Origin of the sequence: Pseudomonas siliginis, assembly GCF_024072275.1 — a bacterium.
In the GTDB taxonomy this organism is placed as follows: Bacteria; Pseudomonadota; Gammaproteobacteria; order Pseudomonadales; family Pseudomonadaceae; genus Aquipseudomonas; species Aquipseudomonas siliginis.
On record NZ_CP099598.1, the window covers coordinates 121,979 to 140,729 of the forward strand.

At 57.8% G+C, this 18,751-nt stretch carries 10 protein-coding genes, 2 tRNA genes, 3 rRNA genes and 1 pseudogene; 7 read left to right on the forward strand and 9 right to left on the reverse strand.

Annotated elements, in window-relative coordinates; translation table 11 throughout:
- The first annotated feature begins 57 nt into the window (after positions 1-57).
- From NF676_RS01165 to rrf (NF676_RS01185), 5 genes are all read left to right on the forward strand, one after another.
- Positions 58-134 (forward strand) — tRNA-Ile (locus NF676_RS01165).
- Between the two features lie 30 nt (positions 135-164).
- Positions 165-240, forward strand: a tRNA-Ala gene (locus tag NF676_RS01170).
- A 247-nt stretch (positions 241-487) separates the two neighbouring features.
- A 23S ribosomal RNA gene (locus NF676_RS01175) occupies positions 488-3,381 on the forward strand.
- 154 nt (positions 3,382-3,535) lie between these two features.
- Positions 3,536-3,651 (forward strand): 5S ribosomal RNA (gene rrf, locus NF676_RS01180).
- Between the two features lie 105 nt (positions 3,652-3,756).
- A 5S ribosomal RNA gene (rrf, locus tag NF676_RS01185) occupies positions 3,757-3,872 on the forward strand.
- A gap of 66 nt (positions 3,873-3,938) precedes the next feature.
- On the opposite strand, the gene NF676_RS01190 is transcribed toward rrf (NF676_RS01185), so the two are convergent.
- From NF676_RS01190 to NF676_RS01205, 4 genes are all read right to left on the reverse strand, one after another.
- Complete coding sequence (locus NF676_RS01190) at positions 3,939-5,117, reverse strand: PepSY-associated TM helix domain-containing protein (protein ID WP_252887091.1); 1,179 nt, start codon at positions 5,115-5,117, stop codon at positions 3,939-3,941.
- A gap of 75 nt (positions 5,118-5,192) precedes the next feature.
- Complete coding sequence (locus NF676_RS01195; protein WP_252887092.1) at positions 5,193-7,694, reverse strand: TonB-dependent siderophore receptor; 2,502 nt, start codon at positions 7,692-7,694, stop codon at positions 5,193-5,195.
- Between the two features lie 86 nt (positions 7,695-7,780).
- Positions 7,781-8,782, reverse strand: a complete 1,002-nt coding sequence (locus tag NF676_RS01200) for a FecR domain-containing protein (protein ID WP_252887093.1) — start codon at positions 8,780-8,782, stop codon at positions 7,781-7,783.
- Positions 8,782-9,282, reverse strand: coding sequence for a sigma-70 family RNA polymerase sigma factor (locus tag NF676_RS01205; protein ID WP_041479723.1), 501 nt, complete (start codon positions 9,280-9,282; stop codon positions 8,782-8,784). The genes NF676_RS01200 and NF676_RS01205 overlap by 1 nt, the downstream gene beginning before the upstream one ends.
- Before the next feature lie 312 nt (positions 9,283-9,594).
- Here NF676_RS01205 and NF676_RS27670 point away from each other — a divergent pair.
- Both NF676_RS27670 and NF676_RS27675 read left to right on the forward strand, forming a co-directional pair.
- Positions 9,595-10,572, forward strand: a pseudogene (locus NF676_RS27670) (cache domain-containing protein); the annotation flags it as partial.
- A 117-nt stretch (positions 10,573-10,689) separates the two neighbouring features.
- The gene (locus NF676_RS27675) at positions 10,690-11,475 is read left to right on the forward strand and encodes a methyl-accepting chemotaxis protein (protein ID WP_370593577.1); all 786 of its coding nucleotides are present in this window, start codon (positions 10,690-10,692) and stop codon (positions 11,473-11,475) included.
- A 127-nt stretch (positions 11,476-11,602) separates the two neighbouring features.
- On the opposite strand, the gene NF676_RS01215 is transcribed toward NF676_RS27675, so the two are convergent.
- The 5 genes from NF676_RS01215 to NF676_RS01235 all read right to left on the reverse strand — a co-directional run bounded on the left by NF676_RS01215 (position 11,603) and on the right by NF676_RS01235 (position 18,608).
- Positions 11,603-12,070 (reverse strand): SRPBCC family protein, encoded by a 468-nt coding sequence (locus NF676_RS01215; protein WP_252868567.1) that lies wholly within the window; start codon positions 12,068-12,070, stop codon positions 11,603-11,605.
- Between the two features lie 22 nt (positions 12,071-12,092).
- Positions 12,093-15,485 carry a non-ribosomal peptide synthetase gene (locus NF676_RS01220; protein WP_252887094.1) on the reverse strand — a complete coding sequence of 1,131 codons (3,393 nt, stop codon included), beginning with the start codon at positions 15,483-15,485 and terminating at the stop codon, positions 12,093-12,095.
- Positions 15,486-15,495: 10 nt separating this feature from the next.
- Entirely contained in the window at positions 15,496-16,425 is a 930-nt protein-coding gene (locus NF676_RS01225) for a diiron oxygenase (RefSeq protein WP_252868569.1), read from the reverse strand.
- On the reverse strand, positions 16,422-17,198 hold the full coding sequence (locus NF676_RS01230; RefSeq protein WP_252868570.1) for a DUF3050 domain-containing protein: 777 nt from the start codon (positions 17,196-17,198) through the stop codon (positions 16,422-16,424). The genes NF676_RS01225 and NF676_RS01230 overlap by 4 nt, the downstream gene beginning before the upstream one ends.
- Before the next feature lie 699 nt (positions 17,199-17,897).
- Complete coding sequence (locus NF676_RS01235) at positions 17,898-18,608, reverse strand: GntR family transcriptional regulator (RefSeq protein ID WP_056786898.1); 711 nt, start codon at positions 18,606-18,608, stop codon at positions 17,898-17,900.
- Positions 18,609-18,751: the final 143 nt, after the last annotated feature.

An 18,751-nucleotide genomic window follows, 5' to 3' on the forward strand; every position in this document is an offset into this window, starting at 1 on the left:
AGCTCCCACACGAATTGCTTGATTCATTGAAGAAGACGATAGAAGCAGCCCGAAATTGGGTCTGTAGCTCAGTTGGTTAGAGCGCACCCCTGATAAGGGTGAGGTCGGCAGTTCGAATCTGCCCAGACCCACCAATTTTTTGTGGGAAACGCCTGTAGGAATACGGGGCCATAGCTCAGCTGGGAGAGCGCCTGCCTTGCACGCAGGAGGTCAGCGGTTCGATCCCGCTTGGCTCCACCACTACTGCTTCTGAAGTTTGAAAGCTTAGAAATGAGCATTCCACCGGTACGGTGATGAATGTTGATTTCTAGTCTTTGACTAGATCGTTCTTTAAAAACTTGGGTATGTGATAGAAAGATAGACTGAACGTTACTTTCACTGGTAACGGATCAGGCTAAGGTAAAATTTGTGAGTTCTCTTAGTTGAGAAATTCGAATTTTCGGCGAATGTCGTCTTCACAGTATAACCAGATTGCTTGGGGTTATATGGTCAAGTGAAGAAGCGCATACGGTGGATGCCTTGGCAGTCAGAGGCGATGAAAGACGTGGTAGCCTGCGAAAAGCTTCGGGGAGTCGGCAAACAGACTTTGATCCGGAGATGTCTGAATGGGGGAACCCAGCCATCATAAGATGGTTATCTTGTACTGAATACATAGGTGCAAGAGGCGAACCAGGGGAACTGAAACATCTAAGTACCCTGAGGAAAAGAAATCAACCGAGATTCCCTTAGTAGTGGCGAGCGAACGGGGACTAGCCCTTAAGTGGCTTTGAGATTAGCGGAACGCTCTGGAAAGTGCGGCCATAGTGGGTGATAGCCCTGTACGCGAAAATCTCTTAGTCATGAAATCGAGTAGGACGGAGCACGAGAAACTTTGTCTGAATATGGGGGGACCATCCTCCAAGGCTAAATACTACTGACTGACCGATAGTGAACTAGTACCGTGAGGGAAAGGCGAAAAGAACCCCGGAGAGGGGAGTGAAATAGATCCTGAAACCGTATGCGTACAAGCAGTGGGAGCAGACTTTGTTCTGTGACTGCGTACCTTTTGTATAATGGGTCAGCGACTTATTTTCAGTGGCGAGCTTAACCGAATAGGGGAGGCGTAGCGAAAGCGAGTCTTAATAGGGCGTCTAGTCGCTGGGAATAGACCCGAAACCGGGCGATCTATCCATGGGCAGGTTGAAGGTTAGGTAACACTGACTGGAGGACCGAACCGACTACCGTTGAAAAGTTAGCGGATGACCTGTGGATCGGAGTGAAAGGCTAATCAAGCTCGGAGATAGCTGGTTCTCCTCGAAAGCTATTTAGGTAGCGCCTCATGTATCACTGTAGGGGGTAGAGCACTGTTTCGGCTAGGGGGTCATCCCGACTTACCAAACCGATGCAAACTCCGAATACCTACAAGTGCCGAGCATGGGAGACACACGGCGGGTGCTAACGTCCGTCGTGAAAAGGGAAACAACCCAGACCGTCAGCTAAGGTCCCAAAGTTATGGTTAAGTGGGAAACGATGTGGGAAGGCTTAGACAGCTAGGAGGTTGGCTTAGAAGCAGCCACCCTTTAAAGAAAGCGTAATAGCTCACTAGTCGAGTCGGCCTGCGCGGAAGATGTAACGGGGCTCAAACCATACACCGAAGCTACGGGTATCATCTTAGGATGATGCGGTAGAGGAGCGTTCTGTAAGCCTGTGAAGGTGAGTTGAGAAGCTTGCTGGAGGTATCAGAAGTGCGAATGCTGACATGAGTAACGACAATGGGTGTGAAAAACACCCACGCCGAAAGACCAAGGTTTCCTGCGCAACGTTAATCGACGCAGGGTTAGTCGGTCCTTAAGGCGAGGCTGAAAAGCGTAGTCGATGGAAAACAGGTTAATATTCCTGTACTTCTGGTTATTGCGATGGAGGGACGGAGAAGGCTAGGCCAGCTTGGCGTTGGTTGTCCAAGTTTAAGGTGGTAGGCTGAGATCTTAGGTAAATCCGGGATCTTAAGGCCGAGAGCTGATGACGAGTTACCCTTTGGGTGACGAAGTGGTTGATGCCATGCTTCCAAGAAAAGCTTCTAAGCTTCAGGTAACCAGGAACCGTACCCCAAACCGACACAGGTGGTTGGGTAGAGAATACCAAGGCGCTTGAGAGAACTCGGGTGAAGGAACTAGGCAAAATGGCACCGTAACTTCGGGAGAAGGTGCGCCGGTGAGGGTGAAGGACTTGCTCCGTAAGCTCATGCCGGTCGAAGATACCAGGCCGCTGCGACTGTTTATTAAAAACACAGCACTCTGCAAACACGAAAGTGGACGTATAGGGTGTGACGCCTGCCCGGTGCCGGAAGGTTAATTGATGGGGTTAGCTAACGCGAAGCTCTTGATCGAAGCCCCGGTAAACGGCGGCCGTAACTATAACGGTCCTAAGGTAGCGAAATTCCTTGTCGGGTAAGTTCCGACCTGCACGAATGGCGTAACGATGGCGGCGCTGTCTCCACCCGAGACTCAGTGAAATTGAAATCGCTGTGAAGATGCAGTGTATCCGCGGCTAGACGGAAAGACCCCGTGAACCTTTACTATAGCTTTGCACTGGACTTTGAATTTGCTTGTGTAGGATAGGTGGGAGGCTTTGAAGCGTGGACGCCAGTTCGCGTGGAGCCATCCTTGAAATACCACCCTGGCAACTTTGAGGTTCTAACTCAGGTCCGTTATCCGGATCGAGGACAGTGTATGGTGGGTAGTTTGACTGGGGCGGTCTCCTCCTAAAGAGTAACGGAGGAGTACGAAGGTGCGCTCAGACCGGTCGGAAATCGGTCGTAGAGTATAAAGGCAAAAGCGCGCTTGACTGCGAGACAGACACGTCGAGCAGGTACGAAAGTAGGTCTTAGTGATCCGGTGGTTCTGTATGGAAGGGCCATCGCTCAACGGATAAAAGGTACTCCGGGGATAACAGGCTGATACCGCCCAAGAGTTCATATCGACGGCGGTGTTTGGCACCTCGATGTCGGCTCATCACATCCTGGGGCTGAAGCCGGTCCCAAGGGTATGGCTGTTCGCCATTTAAAGTGGTACGCGAGCTGGGTTTAGAACGTCGTGAGACAGTTCGGTCCCTATCTGCCGTGGACGTTTGAGATTTGAGAGGGGCTGCTCCTAGTACGAGAGGACCGGAGTGGACGAACCTCTGGTGTTCCGGTTGTCACGCCAGTGGCATTGCCGGGTAGCTATGTTCGGGAAAGATAACCGCTGAAAGCATCTAAGCGGGAAACTTGCCTCAAGATGAGATCTCACTGGAACCTTGAGTTCCCTGAAGGGCCGTCGAAGACTACGACGTTGATAGGTTGGGTGTGTAAGCGCTGTGAGGCGTTGAGCTAACCAATACTAATTGCCCGTGAGGCTTGACCATATAACACCCAAGCAATTTGCTGACCTGAAAAGGCGCCAGATTGCGGTGTGTGAAGACGAAACGAACCGAAAGTTCGAAATTCACAAACACCTAGCTGTCACATACCCAATTTGCTGAAGCGAGGCCATCTGGTCACGAGTCAGTACCCGAATTTCTTGACGACCATAGAGCGTTGGAACCACCTGATCCCATCCCGAACTCAGCAGTGAAACGATGCATCGCCGATGGTAGTGTGGGGTTTCCCCATGTGAGAGTAGGTCATCGTCAAGATTAAATTCCGAAACCCCAATTGCGAAAGCAGTTGGGGTTTTGTTTTAGTAGAAGTTCCTGTTTTTGCTGGCTTGTTACCGTGTTGACGGGCCAGATAAAGAATTTCTTGACGACCATAGAACATTGGAACCACCTGATCCCATCCCGAACTCAGCAGTGAAACGATGTATCGCCGATGGTAGTGTGGGGTTTCCCCATGTGAGAGTAGGTCATCGTCAAGATTGAATTCCGAAACCCCTGTCTGCTAACGCAGACAGGGGTTTTGTCATTTAAGCGTGTACGAAAGATCAGGCTGTTCTTCGGATCCTGGTGCTGCGTCTTGCCTGCCACTTGCGCCACCAAATATAGACGCCCGTCCCTGACAACCCCGCAATCAACACACCCAGTACCGCGATCATTATCTGCCCTGTCACCCCGATGATCCGTCCCCCATGTATGGGCAACTGGAGTCGATAGAACTGCTCTCCAAGCGTGCCCTGTCCCGCGATCTCCTGTCCCAATAATCGGCCATCGGTACCGTGAAAAAACAACCAGGATTTACCGTGTGCGTCCGTATCGTGCTGTCCAAATCCTGCGCCGTAGAAGTTGTACTCAAAGCTGTAATACAACTCGCCGATTGCCACCGTCAGCCCTAATCGCTTCCCTTCCTGCAATGCCCTTTCGTACGCCTGTTGATAACTCAACTGTGTCGTCCCCAGTTGATCGGCGGGCATTCGTCCTCTGGCTTCATATATGCTCGGCTCGATGGGCGAAAACAAAGAAACCGCAGGCTTGAACACTTGGCTCGGCAAGTTCATTGCCACGCTGCTGACGGCGATCGGTAACAGCAGCAGCCACAACCACAATCCTCCAGCGCGATGCAGGTCGAAGTTCAAGCGGTAGGCATGCCCGCCTTTGACCTTCCAAGCAGTCGCCCACTTCTTCCAGAAGGGCTTGCCGCGCGGCAACGTCAGCCACAATGCGACAAAGCAGTCGATCACCCACGCGATGGCCACCCCACCCATCAACAGCAATCCCCAGTTACCCGGCAATGTCAGGTTGTAGTGAAACTCCAGAATGAACGGGATGAAGTTCTCCCGCTGAAAACAGCATTCACCCCAGTAGCGCGCGCCTTTTTGCTCCGCGCTGATCGGGTCCAGATAGAACACCTGATTGCGCTCATCGAACGGCTGGCCCGTCGCCGGATCTTTACGCGGAACGGCCGCCAGCAGCGCCGTATGCCCCGCCTCCTGCGGATACTCCATGTACCAGACTTGCAGTTTCGGATGTGCAGTTTGCACCGCCTCTACCAACGCGCCGGGCGGCAGGCGCTCACCCACTGACGTCGCTTTATAGAATTGCGGATTCAGCCATTCATCCAGTTCATGATTGAACGCCAGCACACTGCCTGTAAGGCCCGCCAGCAATAGAAACACCGCAATGGCCAGGCCGATATATCGATGCAATAAAACCAGAAACGCACGCATACAGAACACCCCCGAAGAAACGACAAAGCCAGCCCCTGATATCAGGGGCTGGCTTTTTATGCACAGGACACGGCTTTAGAACTGATAGCTGACGGTCGCCGCTACGTTGCGTTCTTCGCCCATGTAGCAGAAGTTCAGACTGGCGCAGGACGCGACATAGGATTCATTGGTCAGGTTGTTCGCGTTGAGCCGTACATCAACACCCTTCAAACCAATCTTGCCCAGGTCATAACCAATCGAGGCGTCGAACAACGTGTAAGACGGCACCCTCATCGTGTTTTCCGCATCGGCCCAGCTGTAGCCGACATATCGCACGCCGCCACCCAGGCGAAGACCATCAAGTGCGGCGCTGTCGAATTTGTAGTCAGCCCATAGCGAGGCCATGTGGCGCGGCGCTTGAGTCGGCGAGTTGCCCTTGTTTTCGATTACATCGCTCGGCGTACTCAAAGTGCTGATCATCGATTTTGAATATTCGATATCAGTGAAGGTGTAACTGCCGAGTACTTTGAAGTTGTCGGTCAGTTGCATGTGCGCCTCCACCTCCAGACCTTGCGAGCGCACAGCGCCGACTGCGCGATAGAAGTTTTCCTGCGGCAGTTTGGTCGCGAGGTTTTCCTGGTCGATGCGGAACAGCGAGGCGGTGAACAGATTGTCGGTGCCCGGCGGCTGGTACTTCAAACCGACTTCCCACTGTGTGCCATCGGTAGGAGCCAATGGGTTGCCGGCGCTGTCGGCATAGGAGTTCGGGTTGAAAGACTCGGAGTAGCTGATGTATGGCGCCAGACCGTTATCAAACAGATATAAAGCGCCGGCACGCCCAGTGAGTTTCGTGCGCCGATCATTGATCTCTGTACCAACCGGACGCCCCGCTTCGGCGATGCGGTTTTCATCGGATGTCTCGACCCAGTCCTGACGCAGGCCCAGCGAGAAGCGCCACTTGTCCATCTCGATCAGGTCTTGCAGGTACACACCGGTCTGTTCGAGGCGACGCAGATAGCTGGTGTCGCCGTACATTTCGATCGCCGAGTTGCCGTATACCGGATTGAACGCATTGATCGGCGCCAGTCCACCACTGGTCCAGTCGACCACGGTTTTGCGCCGTTGATAATCCGCGCCCATCAGGACTGTGTGCTTGGTCGCGCCGGTGAAGAATTCGGCCTGCAGCATGTTGTCGACGATAAACGCATGCAGGCGCTCATCACCGCCGGTGTAATAACGGTTCAGTTCATTGCTGGTCGGAGTGGTCCAGCCATAGGCGTAGACCTGATCCATGTTCACTTTGGAATCGAGATAACGGAAATTCTGCCGGGCGGTGAAGACATCGTTGAAGCGATGTTCGAACTGATAGCCAAACGACTGCTGGTCACGGGAGTAGCCATCGATCCCCGGCTCGCCCTCGAAGAAGCGCGGCGAGATGCGCTCGCCATTGCGCTGATGGACTGTGCCGTCCGCCGGAACGCCGCCGTGATAGCCGCCGTCCGGATCGTGCTGCAGATAGGCTTGCAGAGTCAGCGAGGTGTCTTCGCTGAAATCGACGCTCAGCGTCGGCGCAAGGGCGAAGCGTTTTTCCTTGTTATGGTCGAATTGCGTGTCGGACTGATCGCTTAGTCCGGTCAGACGATAGGCAATGCGCTTGTCGTCATCGACCGGACCGCTGAAGTCAAAACCAACCCCACGCTGGCCTTGCGTCCCCACCGTGGCTTGCACCTGATGGTAGGCCTCATACAACGGCTTTTTGCTGGTCAATGCGACCAGGCCTCCGGGCGAACTGCGGCCGTACAGCACGGACGACGGGCCTTTGAGAATGTCCACACGCTCAAGGAAATACGGATCGACCTGCATGGTGCTGTAGGTGCCGCTGTCGCCCATCGACTTGAGGCCGTCGAGGTAGATGTTGTCCACCGAGCCGTCGTTGAAACCGCGCATCGCCACGTAGTCGTAACGGTGCGTAGCGCCATACGGGTTGGTCAGCACGCCCGGGGCGTAGCGCATCGCTTGCGAGACGGTCTGCGAGCCTTGGTCATCCATTTGCTCGCGCGTGACCACCGATACGCTTTGCGAGGTTTCCAGCAATGCGGTACTGGTCTTGGTGGCGATCTGGCTGTGCGTGGCGTTGTAGCCGGCCATGCTGCCCAGCGCGTTGCCGAGGGCGAAGCCTTTGATATCGGTGGTCGGCAAGGCCAGTGCTTCGCTTTCAGCCAGCGGGCGCAGAATGTAGCTGCTGCCGTCCTGGCTGACGGCTTCCAGTCCGGAGCCGCCGAGCAAATGGCTCAAGGCCTGGTCGGTCGAATATTCACCCTGCACGCCGGGTGATTGCTGACCTTGAGTCTGTTGCGGTGTCATCGCCAGGGTGATACCGGCCTGCCGGGCAAACTGATTCAACGCCTCGCCCAATGGCCCGGCAGCAATGTTGTAGCGGTGGCTGATCTCGGTGCCGGTGTTGGCGGCCAGACTCAGGCTCGGTAACACGCTGACGCCCAGCGCGGTGGTCAGCAGTGCCGCCCGAACCGCATGGCGCAGCAGTGTCGATTCTGCAGTGAAATTCAGAGGGTTCTTACAAGTGGCGCGGACAGTCATTGTGGATTTCCGTAGGCAGTCGCGAGGGCTGAGTTGAAGTGCTTACTGACTAAGCCGGACTGCCTGCGAAAACCCGCCAAAAATAATCACACCGCACGTTCCAGGGTCACCCACCAACGGGTGCGATAACGCAATTGCACCGGCAGCGTCTGCGGCAGGACCGCCAGCAGCCTGTCGGTGTCCTCCAGACGGAACACCCCAGAGAGGCGCAAGTCTGCGATATCCGCCGCGCAACTCAGAAACCCCGGGCGATAACGGGCGACTTCAGCAAGAAAATCACCCAGGCGCATATTGCGCGTGACGACCAAACCGTCGAGCCAGGCGCCCGCATCCATATCCGGCGTCGGCGCTGCGCGCAAACCGCTTTGGTCGACCAGAAAACTTTGCCCGGCGAGCGCTTCGAGGGAATGACCGCCAGCGCGAACCAACACTCGGCCGCGGGTAACGCTGAGCCGCGTGCACTGATCGTCCTGACGCAAAATGAAACGCGCGTCGAACGGTTCATAACTCCCGTGGCGATTCTGTACGCGCAGCGGTCGATCGGATGCCGCGCCTTCGTCAGAGCCGCCGCAGGTAACGATGATTTCGCCACGGGTCAGTTTGATCAGGCGCTGCTGCGCGGTGTAATCCAGGTCCACGGCGCTGGCGGTATTGAGTTCGATGCGCGTGCCGTCGGGCAACTGGAAACCGCGCCGTTCGCCGGTCGCCGTGGCGTAGTCGGCACTCCATTGCTGCCAGGCGGCGCTGTCCTTGGCCAGCCACGCGGCGGAGCCCATCAACAGCGCGCCCGACAACAACTTCAAAGCCTGGCGTCGGCCCAGCCCCTGCGCACTGTTTTCCAAGGTGTTGAAAGCGACCTGCGCACCCGGCACGGCGCGCAGACTGGAGCTCAATTCGGCTTGCAGCGACTGTACCCGCTGCCAGGCGATTTCATGTTCGTGATGCTCGGCGCGCCACTGCTCGCATTGGCGAGTCAGCCGCGAATTGCCGTGGTTATTGCGCAGCCGCAGCAGCCAGTGAATCGCTTGCTTGACGACGTGTTGACGCGGCTCGACGCGGCGACCGAGTGAGAGATTATCCACAGGCATCAGCTTTCATATCGCAACACATAGCAGTGATACAGCGCATCGGCGACGTAGCGTTCCACTGAACGTACCGACACGCCCAACTGCTCGGCGATCTGTTTGTGAGTCAAACCTTCGCACTGCGCCAGGAGAAACGCCTGACGCACTTTCGGCTTCAAACCCTCAAGCATGCGCGCAATGCTTTCCAGCAGTTCCAGCACCAACGCGCGCGATTCGGCGTCAGGTACTTCGCCTTCAGGCAAATGAGCAATGGTTTCCAGATAGGCCCGCTCGATTTCCTCGCGACGCCAATGATCGATCACCAGGCCGCGCGCGATGGTCCGCAGGAAAGCGCGAGGCGCTTTGAGTTCGAGGCGTTCGGTGCGTTGCAGCAGGCGCAGGAAAGTGTCCTGAGCCAGATCCGCCGCATCCGCTGCGTTGCCCAGCCGCGCGCGCAGCCAAGCGTTGAGCCAGCCGTGATGACTACCGTAAAGCGCCTGTACGACCAACTCAGGTGAAGACATGACCACGCCAGCCCGAACGTCACAAATGATAATTAGTCGCATTGTCATCAAGGGTTACAGATTTTGCAACCGTCGTCCCTATGGCGGTTGTGAAAAATTCCCTCGCAGCCGCTCTGGCACGCCGTTCGGCGGGAATCCTGTCCTAAAACCGTCCATTTCTCACGCGGCCCTAAGATTTCTCCGCCGTTGGCCGACAGACTGGTGAGAAATGCGTGCACCAAAGTAGAGCGGCCAGAAGAACGCTGCCTGCGCTGTACATGGAATGTTGCAACCGGAACGCATCCCCACTTTTGGCATAAGAAGTCCCATGAAATGAATCTCAAGTTCAGCCATAAAATCCTCCTGGCCGCTTCGGGCGTCGTCGTCCTGGCGTTCGCGTTGTTCACGCTCTACAACGATTACTTGCAGCGAAACACCATTCGCCAGAATCTGCAGTCCTCTGTGCAGCAGGCCGGTGACCTCACCGCCAGCAGCGTGCAGAACTGGATGAGCGGAAGGATTCTGGTGCTGGAAAACCTCGCGCAGAACGTTGCCCATCAAGGCAGGAATGCCGACTTGCCGGGCCTTGTCGATCAACCGGCCTTCACTTCGAACTTCCAGTTCACTTACGTCGGCCAGGCCAACGGTGTCTTCACCCAGCGCCCCGATGCGAAGATGCCGGACGGTTACGATCCGCGTCAGCGGCCTTGGTACAAGCAGGCCGTGGCCGCCGACAAAACCATGCTGACGCCGCCGTACATGGCGGCAGTCGGCGGCTTGGTGGTGACCATCGCCATGCCGGTGAAGAAGGACGGCGAACTGCTCGGTGTGGTCGGCGGTGACCTGAGCCTGGAAACCCTGGTCAAGATCATCAACTCGGTGGACTTCGGTGGCCTCGGCCATGCGTTTCTGGTCAGTGCTGACGGTCAGGTGATCGTCAGCCCGGACAAAGATCAGGTAATGAAAAACCTCAAGGACATTTACCCGAATACCAGCGTGCGCATCGAGAAGGGCAACCAGAATGTCGTGCTCAACGGTCAGGAGCGCATTCTCTCGTTCACCCCGGTCAGCGATCTGCCGAATGCGCAGTGGTACATCGGTCTGTCGATCGATCGCGATAAGGCCTACGCCGCACTCAGCCAATTCCGCACTTCGGCGTTGATCGCCATGTTTGTCGCGGTCGCGGCGATTGCTTTGCTGCTGAGCCTGTTGATCAACGTGTTGATGCGTCCGCTGACCACCATGGGCCGCGCGATGAAAGACATTGCCCAGGGCGAGGGCGATCTGACCCGGCGTCTGGTGGTCGAGAGCAAAGACGAGTTCGGTGAACTGGGCAGCGCGTTTAACCAGTTCGTTGAACGGATTCACGCATCGATTTCCGAAGTGTCGTCGGCGACTCGTCACGTTCACGACTTGTCGCAACGGGTGATGGCGTCGTCCAACGCTTCGATCGTCGGTTCCGACGAGCAAAGTGCGCGCACCAACAGCGTCGCGGCGGCGATCAATCAGCTGGGCGCCGCTACTCAGGAGATCGCGCGCAACGCGGCGGATGCTTCGCAGCACGCCAGTGGCGCCAGCGAGCAAGCTGACGACGGTCGTCAGGTGGTCGAGCAAACCATTCAGGCGATGACCGAGCTGTCGCAGAAAATCAGCCTGTCGTGCACACAGATCGAAACCCTGAACGCCAGCACCGACAACATTGGCCACATTCTCGATGTGATCAAAGGCATCTCGCAGCAGACCAACCTGCTGGCGCTCAATGCCGCCATCGAAGCCGCGCGTGCCGGTGAAGCCGGGCGCGGTTTTGCCGTGGTTGCCGATGAGGTGCGCAACCTTGCGCATCGCACCCAGGAATCGGCGGAAGAGATCCACAAGATGATTACCTCGCTGCAGGTCGGCTCGCGTGAGGCGGTCAGCACCATGAACGCCAGCCAGGCGTCAAGCGAGCAGAGCGTGGAAGTGGCGAATCAGGCCGGTCTGCGTCTGGTCAGCGTGACTCAGCGTATCGGCGAAATCGACGGTATGAACCAGTCGGTGGCCGCTGCGACTGAAGAGCAGACTGCGGTGGTGGAAACTCTCAACGTCGACGTCAACCAGATCAACCTGTTGAACCAGCAGAGCGTGGCCAACCTCAACGAAACGTTGAAGGATTGTGATGCGTTGTCGCAGCAGGCGAACCGGTTGAAGCAGTTGGTCGACAGCTTCAAGATCTGATTCACAGATCGCAGACCGCGTTATCGTTCTTCGCGAGCAGGCTCGCTCCCACAGGGAAAATGCATTCCAAATGTGGGAGCGAGCCTGCTCGCGAAAGCGGCGGTTCAATCACCGCCAAACCGATGCCTTAAACAAACAACTTCAAGACATTCCCCATCGCATCATCGGCAAACCCTTGCACGAATTCCCTGAATTCCGGCAGCGCCTCTTCCCCACCGGAAGCCGGTTCGGCAATGATCGTCCAGATTGCTCGCGACTTCCCTTCGCTCAGCGATTCCACCTGCATTGCCGCCCACAGATTCGCCACCCCCAGGGTGTTGTAAATCGTCGTCCAGGTCATGCGTCGCGCCTGTTCATCGCGCGAGTTGAGTTGTTCGACCACGACGTTGCCGTCCTTGAAGATTTTCTTGCGCAGCGAAGACACGCCCTCGCCGGTCATTTCGGTGTGTGACAGCGCCGGAATGAATCGATCGAAGCCAGCGAAATCGCCAACGACCGCCCAGACTTGTGCCGCGTTCGCCGGCACTTCCTTCGACGACACAACGTGGCAGCCTTGCGGGTTTTTGATCAGGGTGTCGGGTTGCAGATTGCTCATGGTGTTGCTCCTTTTGGATGAGTCAGATGAAGTTGATTTCTTTCAGGTAGTCGCAGCCGCGACGCAGCAGCGCGGGGGATTTCTGCGGGTAGTGCGCGCCCATCTGCTGCACGCCGGCCTCGGCGTTGGCGTGGCCGATCAGCGAGATGTCGCCGATGTCTTCTTCAAAGCCGTTGAGGTAGAAACCGAGCACGCCAAACAGCGCGTTGTCGGCGTCGACCCGGTTCAGTTGCTGCTGCCAATCGGCGACGCTGACCAGCGCAAACTCGCTGCCGGTTTCGCGGAACGACGCGACGTAGGCATCCCAGCTCAGCGGCTCGGGATTGTGCAGATTGAACACCGCGCGATCAGCTGAATAACGGCTGGCATGGAAGGCGATGAAGCGGGCGAGAAAGTCCACCGGCATCAGGTCGAAATTCAGCGCAAAGGCCGGAACCTGACCGAGCTGGATCGAGCCCTTGAGCATCAGCATCAAACGGTTCTTGTGAGGCTGGCAAACGCCGCTGAGGCTGTTGAAGCTGATGTTGCCGGGGCGATACAGATTGACGCGTACACCCCGTTCGCGCGCCCGCTCAAGGATGCGTTCGCCGACCCACTTCGACAGGTTGTAGCCGTTGCGAATGTAGATCGGCGGCGTCGCGGCGGCGGGCAGTTCCAGCACCCGACCGGCATCATCCACGGTGCTGGATGCCGACAGGGTCGAGACGAAGTTGAAGACCTTCTTACTGCGCCCCTCGCACAGCTTCAGCAGGGCGAAGATCGGCTCGACGTTGTCCGCCGCCAGGGACTCGTAATCGAGTACGTGGTTGACGTTGGCGGCGTTGTGTACCAGCGCACCGAACTCGCGGTCCAGGCGCTGATAATCCTCATCGCCCAGGCCCAGTTGCGGGCGACTGATATCAGCTGCGTAAACCCGCACACGGCTGAGATCGAGGTGCTCCAGACGGTTTTCGCGCAGTGCCTGAGCGAAGCGTTGCGTCGCCGTTTGCCCGGCGCTATCACGTACCAGACAGGCGACCTCGCTGGCGCCCCAACCGAGCAGCGCTTCGACGATGTGCACGCCGACAAAACTGTTGGCACCGGTGACGATGACCTTGTGCACATCGCCCATGCGGCTGATCGGCAGCGGTTCGATATCCAGCTCGCGCTCGGCGTCGGCCATGGCCTGAGCGCTGAGCACGGCGCTGTCATCGCTGCCGCGCACCAGCGTCGCCAGTTTGCTGATGGTCGGCTGTTCGATGAAGCGATTGATCGAAATGCTCCGGCCGAATTCCTCACGCAAGCGCAGCAACATCCGCGACAGCAGAATCGAATGACCGCCGAGATTGAAGAAGCTTTCGTCAGTGGAAATGTCGCTGGTCGGCAGTTCCAGCAACTCGGCCCAGATCTCCAACAGCAGCGCTTCATCAGCATTGGCCGGCAGGCATTTCGCAGCGTTGTCCTGTACCGTCACCGGCAATGCCAGCAGCGCCTTGCGATCGACTTTGCCGTTACTGGCGAACGGCATCTGCGCCAGTTCGGTCCACGCTACCGGTTGCATGTAGTCCGGCAGAAACTGCCGGGCGTGAGCCTTCAATTCGTCGCGGGCAGTCTCGATTTGTGGCTGGGCGATAAACGCCAGAATGCGTCGCTGACTGTCGATGACCACGGCAATCTGCCGATACAAGCGGCTCTCGCGCAGGCAGCGCTCGATCTCTTCCGGCTCGACGCGAAAGCCACGGATTTTCACCTGATTGTCGCGCCGCCCGCACAGCTCGATACCGTGCTCGCCCCACTGGGCCATGTCGCCGCTGCGGTAGGTGCGCAAGGTCTCGCCGCCGGGCAGCGACAGGGTCAGATAACGCTCGGCGGTCTGTTGCGGATTGTTCAGGTAACCGAGGCAGACACCGGGGCCGACGATGAACAGCTCACCGACGGTTTGATCGGGCACCGGTTGCAGATCGTCGTCGAGAATCAGCACCCGACTGTTGGCGATTGGCCCTCCCAGCGTGCGGTTGCTGTCGCCCGGTTTGAGCTGGCGCGCGGTGATCAGCACGGTGGCTTCGGTCGGGCCATACAGGTTGTGCAGAGTGCCTTGGCGGGTCAGTTGCTCGATGACGTACGGCTCGCAGACATCACCGCCGGTCATCACCTGCACGCCCTCCAGTTGCTCCAGCGGCAGGATGCTCAACAGCGCCGGCGGCAGGAAGGCGTGGGTCAGTTGTCGTCGGCGAATCAGCGCAATCAGCTGCAAAGGATCGCGGCGCTGGGTGTCGTCGGGCACGACCAGTTCTGCCCCTGCGAGCAGGCTGGGGAAGATGTCGATCAGCGATGAATCGAAGCTCAGCGATGAGAACTGCAACACCCGACTCTCGGCGTGCAACTGCACGTAGTCGGCGTACCACGCGGTGAAGTGGGCGAGATTGGCCTGGCTGAGCAGCACGCCTTTCGGATGCCCGGTGGTACCCGAGGTGTAGAGCGCCATGCACGGCGCATCGAGCACCGGGCGGTGCTGCATCAGCGGCCGGTCGAGATCGGCGTTCGGCGCTTCGATGCCACTGACATCCAGCCCCGCTATCGACTCGCTGAGCGCCTGCTGTCCATCGTGAAGCAACAGCACCGCGCCGGCGTTTTCCAGGATGTATTGCTGGCGCTGCAAAGGATGGCTCGGCTCCAGCGGCAAGTACACCGCGCCGCTGCCGAGAATCGCCAGAATCGAGGCGAACAGTGCCGGGCTTTTGCCTTGGCAGACAGCGACCACCCACGGTTGCGGATGTTGCTCGAGCAAGGGCAGCAGGCGCTGTTGAATCGCGCGGCTGTGGGCGTGCAGCTGCTCGTAGCTGATGGTCTTCCCGCCGACATGCAGCGCCGGTCGTTCGGCATGTTCGATCAGGCTTTGTCGCAGGCGCTCGATCAGCGGGATTTGCGCCTGCTCCAGCAGCGCCGGATTTGCCGTGTCGTTGAGACGGTGGACATATGCCAGTTTGTCGAGAAACAGCAGATCTTCCAGGCGTTCGAAATCCGGCGCTTTGAGGGCTGGGGCATGCTTCAAATAATCGGCATCGCGGGAAAAGCGGCTGACCAGCAACGCCACTTCGTCGACCACATGGGCAAGCGCTCGTTGGCGTAGCGACTGACCGTTGCCGGACGGCTCATCGCCGATCGGTGCGCGGCTGATCAGCGACGAGCCGAGGAAGCACAGCAAGTCGAGGGTCGGCAGGCCGCCATGCTCTTGCGCGGCGACACCCAGGCGCAGGTGCAGATGCGGGATGGCGCAGAAGTCGCCGGCAGCGATAAAGCCATCGTCGATGATCAGATCCACCGCCGTTTGAGCCACGCCGCTGCGGGTCACAGCATGGCCATGCTGTTCGAGCTCCCGGGCCAGGTCGGTCATGGCCTGGCCGGCGCCGGTGAGCAAAATGTCGAGACGTTTCATGTCGGTCTCCTCAAACCAGATAGTCGCGCAGGGCGTGCTGCACGCACGGTGTGTCGAGCAGCGAGCTGTTGTGGAAAAACCTGACGATGTTGCCCACCAGCGGGTGGTGGCGATTGATCGGGAAGGCCAATCCGGCAATTTCTTCGCGCAGTGAATGGCGCGTGGTTTCGCTGACCGGCAGCGCATCGATCAGGCGCAAATCGAAGGACTTCTGGATGTCGTTGGTCAGGTAATGGCCGATGAACACCGGCAGAATCTGCGCGATGGTTTCGCGGTCCGCGTCGCTGGCGGTGTGCCAATAGATGCGCACCATGCGCGCCCAGAAACTCGAGTGGCGACCCTCGTCGAGCAAGTGGTCGGCCATCAGGCCCTTGATTGATGGCTTGACCGAATCGTCGCGGGCGAACGCGGCGACATCACCGGTCACGGTGTTTTCGGCGATCGCCACGCAGATCAATTCCACCGCGCTGCGCAGGTGTTGCGGCGCCAGCGCAACAGCGGCGGGAATCGCCCGGCTCAATTCGATTTCGTCGGGCAACGGAATCGGTTCGATACCGGTCAGTGCCACCGTTTGCTGCATGAAATCCATGGCCACCAGCGCGTGGTAATCCTCATCGACCACCACGGTCATCGCGTCGTAACGACAGGCGAACGGGAACGCCACGGCGAAGCGATTCTTGGCAATGCTGCGGGCGGTCTTGTCGACGATTTCGGTCTCGAAAATCACTACGTCATTGATGAATTTGTACAACGTCTGCACTAGGGCGAAATCACGTTGTTGCGGGCATTCACGCAGGAAGGTTTCGCTGAGCACCAGCGGCTGGCGGCTGAGTGGATAGATCAAGCGCTGATCGTCTTCGAGCAACCGCCGTGGACGGGTGCGGATGGTCGCGCGGCTTTCCCAGGCCTCGGCGAAGGATTGATAGTCGGCAGCGTTCATTGGGCCACCTCGGCAACTTTTGCGCCCATGCTCAAGCGCAGCCCGTCCCACAAGGCGATGCGGCTTTCCACGGCAGCGATGGCGCTGGCGTAAACCTCGGCTGCGCGCTGCGGATCGCCGTCCACCAGACGCTCCAGCAACTGCTCGGCGGCGGGGCCGTGATCTTCGGAATCGACTTCGATATGCCGTTGCAGGTAGTAGCGGAAGGTCGGCGCCTGTTCGATGCCGATGCCCCAATCATCGAGGATGCGCTGGAACATCGTCGGAATAACGCTCTCGCGACCGTGCAGGAACGCCGCAGCGACGCTGTGTCCCGGCGCATCCAGAGCAATGCGCAAGGTATCGCGGACAAACTGCGCGGCCGCCGGGTCGACATCGACGCTTTGCAATGCGACGTCATAACTCACGCCTTCGCGCTGCAACGCGACGAAGCGCTCCACCGCCGAGGTGCTCGCGCCGATTTCGCGCATCGCATCCAGGTACAACTCGAAGTGGCTGTAGTGGCCGGCATCGAGGCGATCGTCCGATTCCTCGCCCAGCACGATCTCGTTGATCAACCGAGCGGCGTGGGGATCGCGCGGCGGCAACCAGGGCAAACGCGTGCAGGTCAGTTCCTGTTGCAGGCGCTTGGTCAGCGACATGAAGTCCCATACGGCAAATACATGGGTTTCCATGAAACGGCGTAATACCGATAACGAAGTAATCTCGGAAAAGATCGGGTGAATACTCAGTTCGGCTTTCTTCAGGGCGAGTTGCTGCTTAGTGGGCATCATGATGTCCTTTATCATTGATTGAAGTGCACGGTTCTTTTCAGTCGCTGTAAGCGGTCGAGCAAGTTGGATAGCAAGTTGGCCGGGCAAATATTGATTGCGCTGTGGCGCCGTTGCGGCGCCACGGGTGCTGCGGTTGTTACGTGAGGTATGCCGCGCTGAACGGCGACGTTCAAACCTGGCGAGAGAAAAACTAATACAGGGCAAATGCATTTAACAAGTTTATTTTCAATTATTTTAAGTTGGCTGTTTTTTGAATATGAGAGTGGCCGATAAAACTTTCGGATCAAGTTTTATTTGGGCGTAGTTACTCCTTTCGGCTAATAACGGCCAAAATCGATAACAAGAGTGAATGCCTCACTCGAAGCAACTTTTTAAACAAGGGAAGTTTATGAATTCAAAGGGGGCGAAAGTTGGCCGGGACCGGCGCCATGACTTCCTGTTTCCCGTGACAAGGCTCCTTCCGTAGGTTCCTGTTGCGGGGACTGTGCCGTCAGGGCGGCGCGTCCCCGTTCTGTAGGGGTGGCGCTGGAAGAGTGCGGGTAAATTGCCGTCAGGGCTATTACCGATTGGTCATCGGCGGGCAGCGGAAACGCGTCGGCAGGGTCGGGGCGGTCGCCAGCGGGCACGCCGATCCGCTGCCAGACCCGGCAGCAGAGCGGTCGCGAAGATTTGTAAGGGGATTATTCGACGTACGAGATATCAGCGTGCGGTGTGGCGCTTCTGTGCGGCGGGAGTCGCGAGGTAGCGGGTGATGACCTCGACGCCACGGTTGAGGTGCTGCTCCAGCATTTCGAGCGAGCGCGGGATGTCCCGCTCGATCACGGCCTGGAGCATGGCGCGATGGTCATCCTGGGACAGCTTGCCCAGGCCCATGGCTTCCAGATTGAAACGCAGAAAACGTTCTTCTTCATTCAGACCGTCTTCCACCAGACGCAGCAGTCGCTGATTGGGCGCCTTGCTGTACAGGGCCATGTGGAACAGACGGTTGAGGCGGCCGATCTCGTTGTAGTCGTGCTGCGCTTCCAGTTCTTCGATGTAGCCGGCGGCGAGTTGATGCTCGGCCTCAGTCAGCAGCGGAATGGACTGCCGCAATGCCTCGGATTCGAGCAAAATGCGCAACTCGTAGGTTTCAGCGGCATCGCCCTGGATCAGCGGTGCGACTACGGCGCCTTTGTGCGTGGTGACGCTGAGCAGCTCTTGCGCTTCGAGCTGACGCAAGGCTTCGCGCACCGGCATGCGGCTGACCCCGAACAGATCGGCCAGATCCTGCTGGCGCAGCGCAGTGCCACAGGGCAGGCGGCCATCGAGAATGGCCGAGCGCAGGGTTTCTTCAATCACCGACCGGGCCAGATGCGCAGGAATCGGTCCCTCGACTTTAATGCTGTGCAGCGGTTTGGGCTTCTGAGTCACGACAACACACCCTGTAGGTCGCAATATTTGGATCCAAATGACACTAGTGATTGCTCTACAGGTTGTCAAACCTTGTAAAACAAAGCGCTGCAATCTCAAGTCTAGCGCGTCTTCGATGATCTCACGGTGCCATTGTTTTTTGC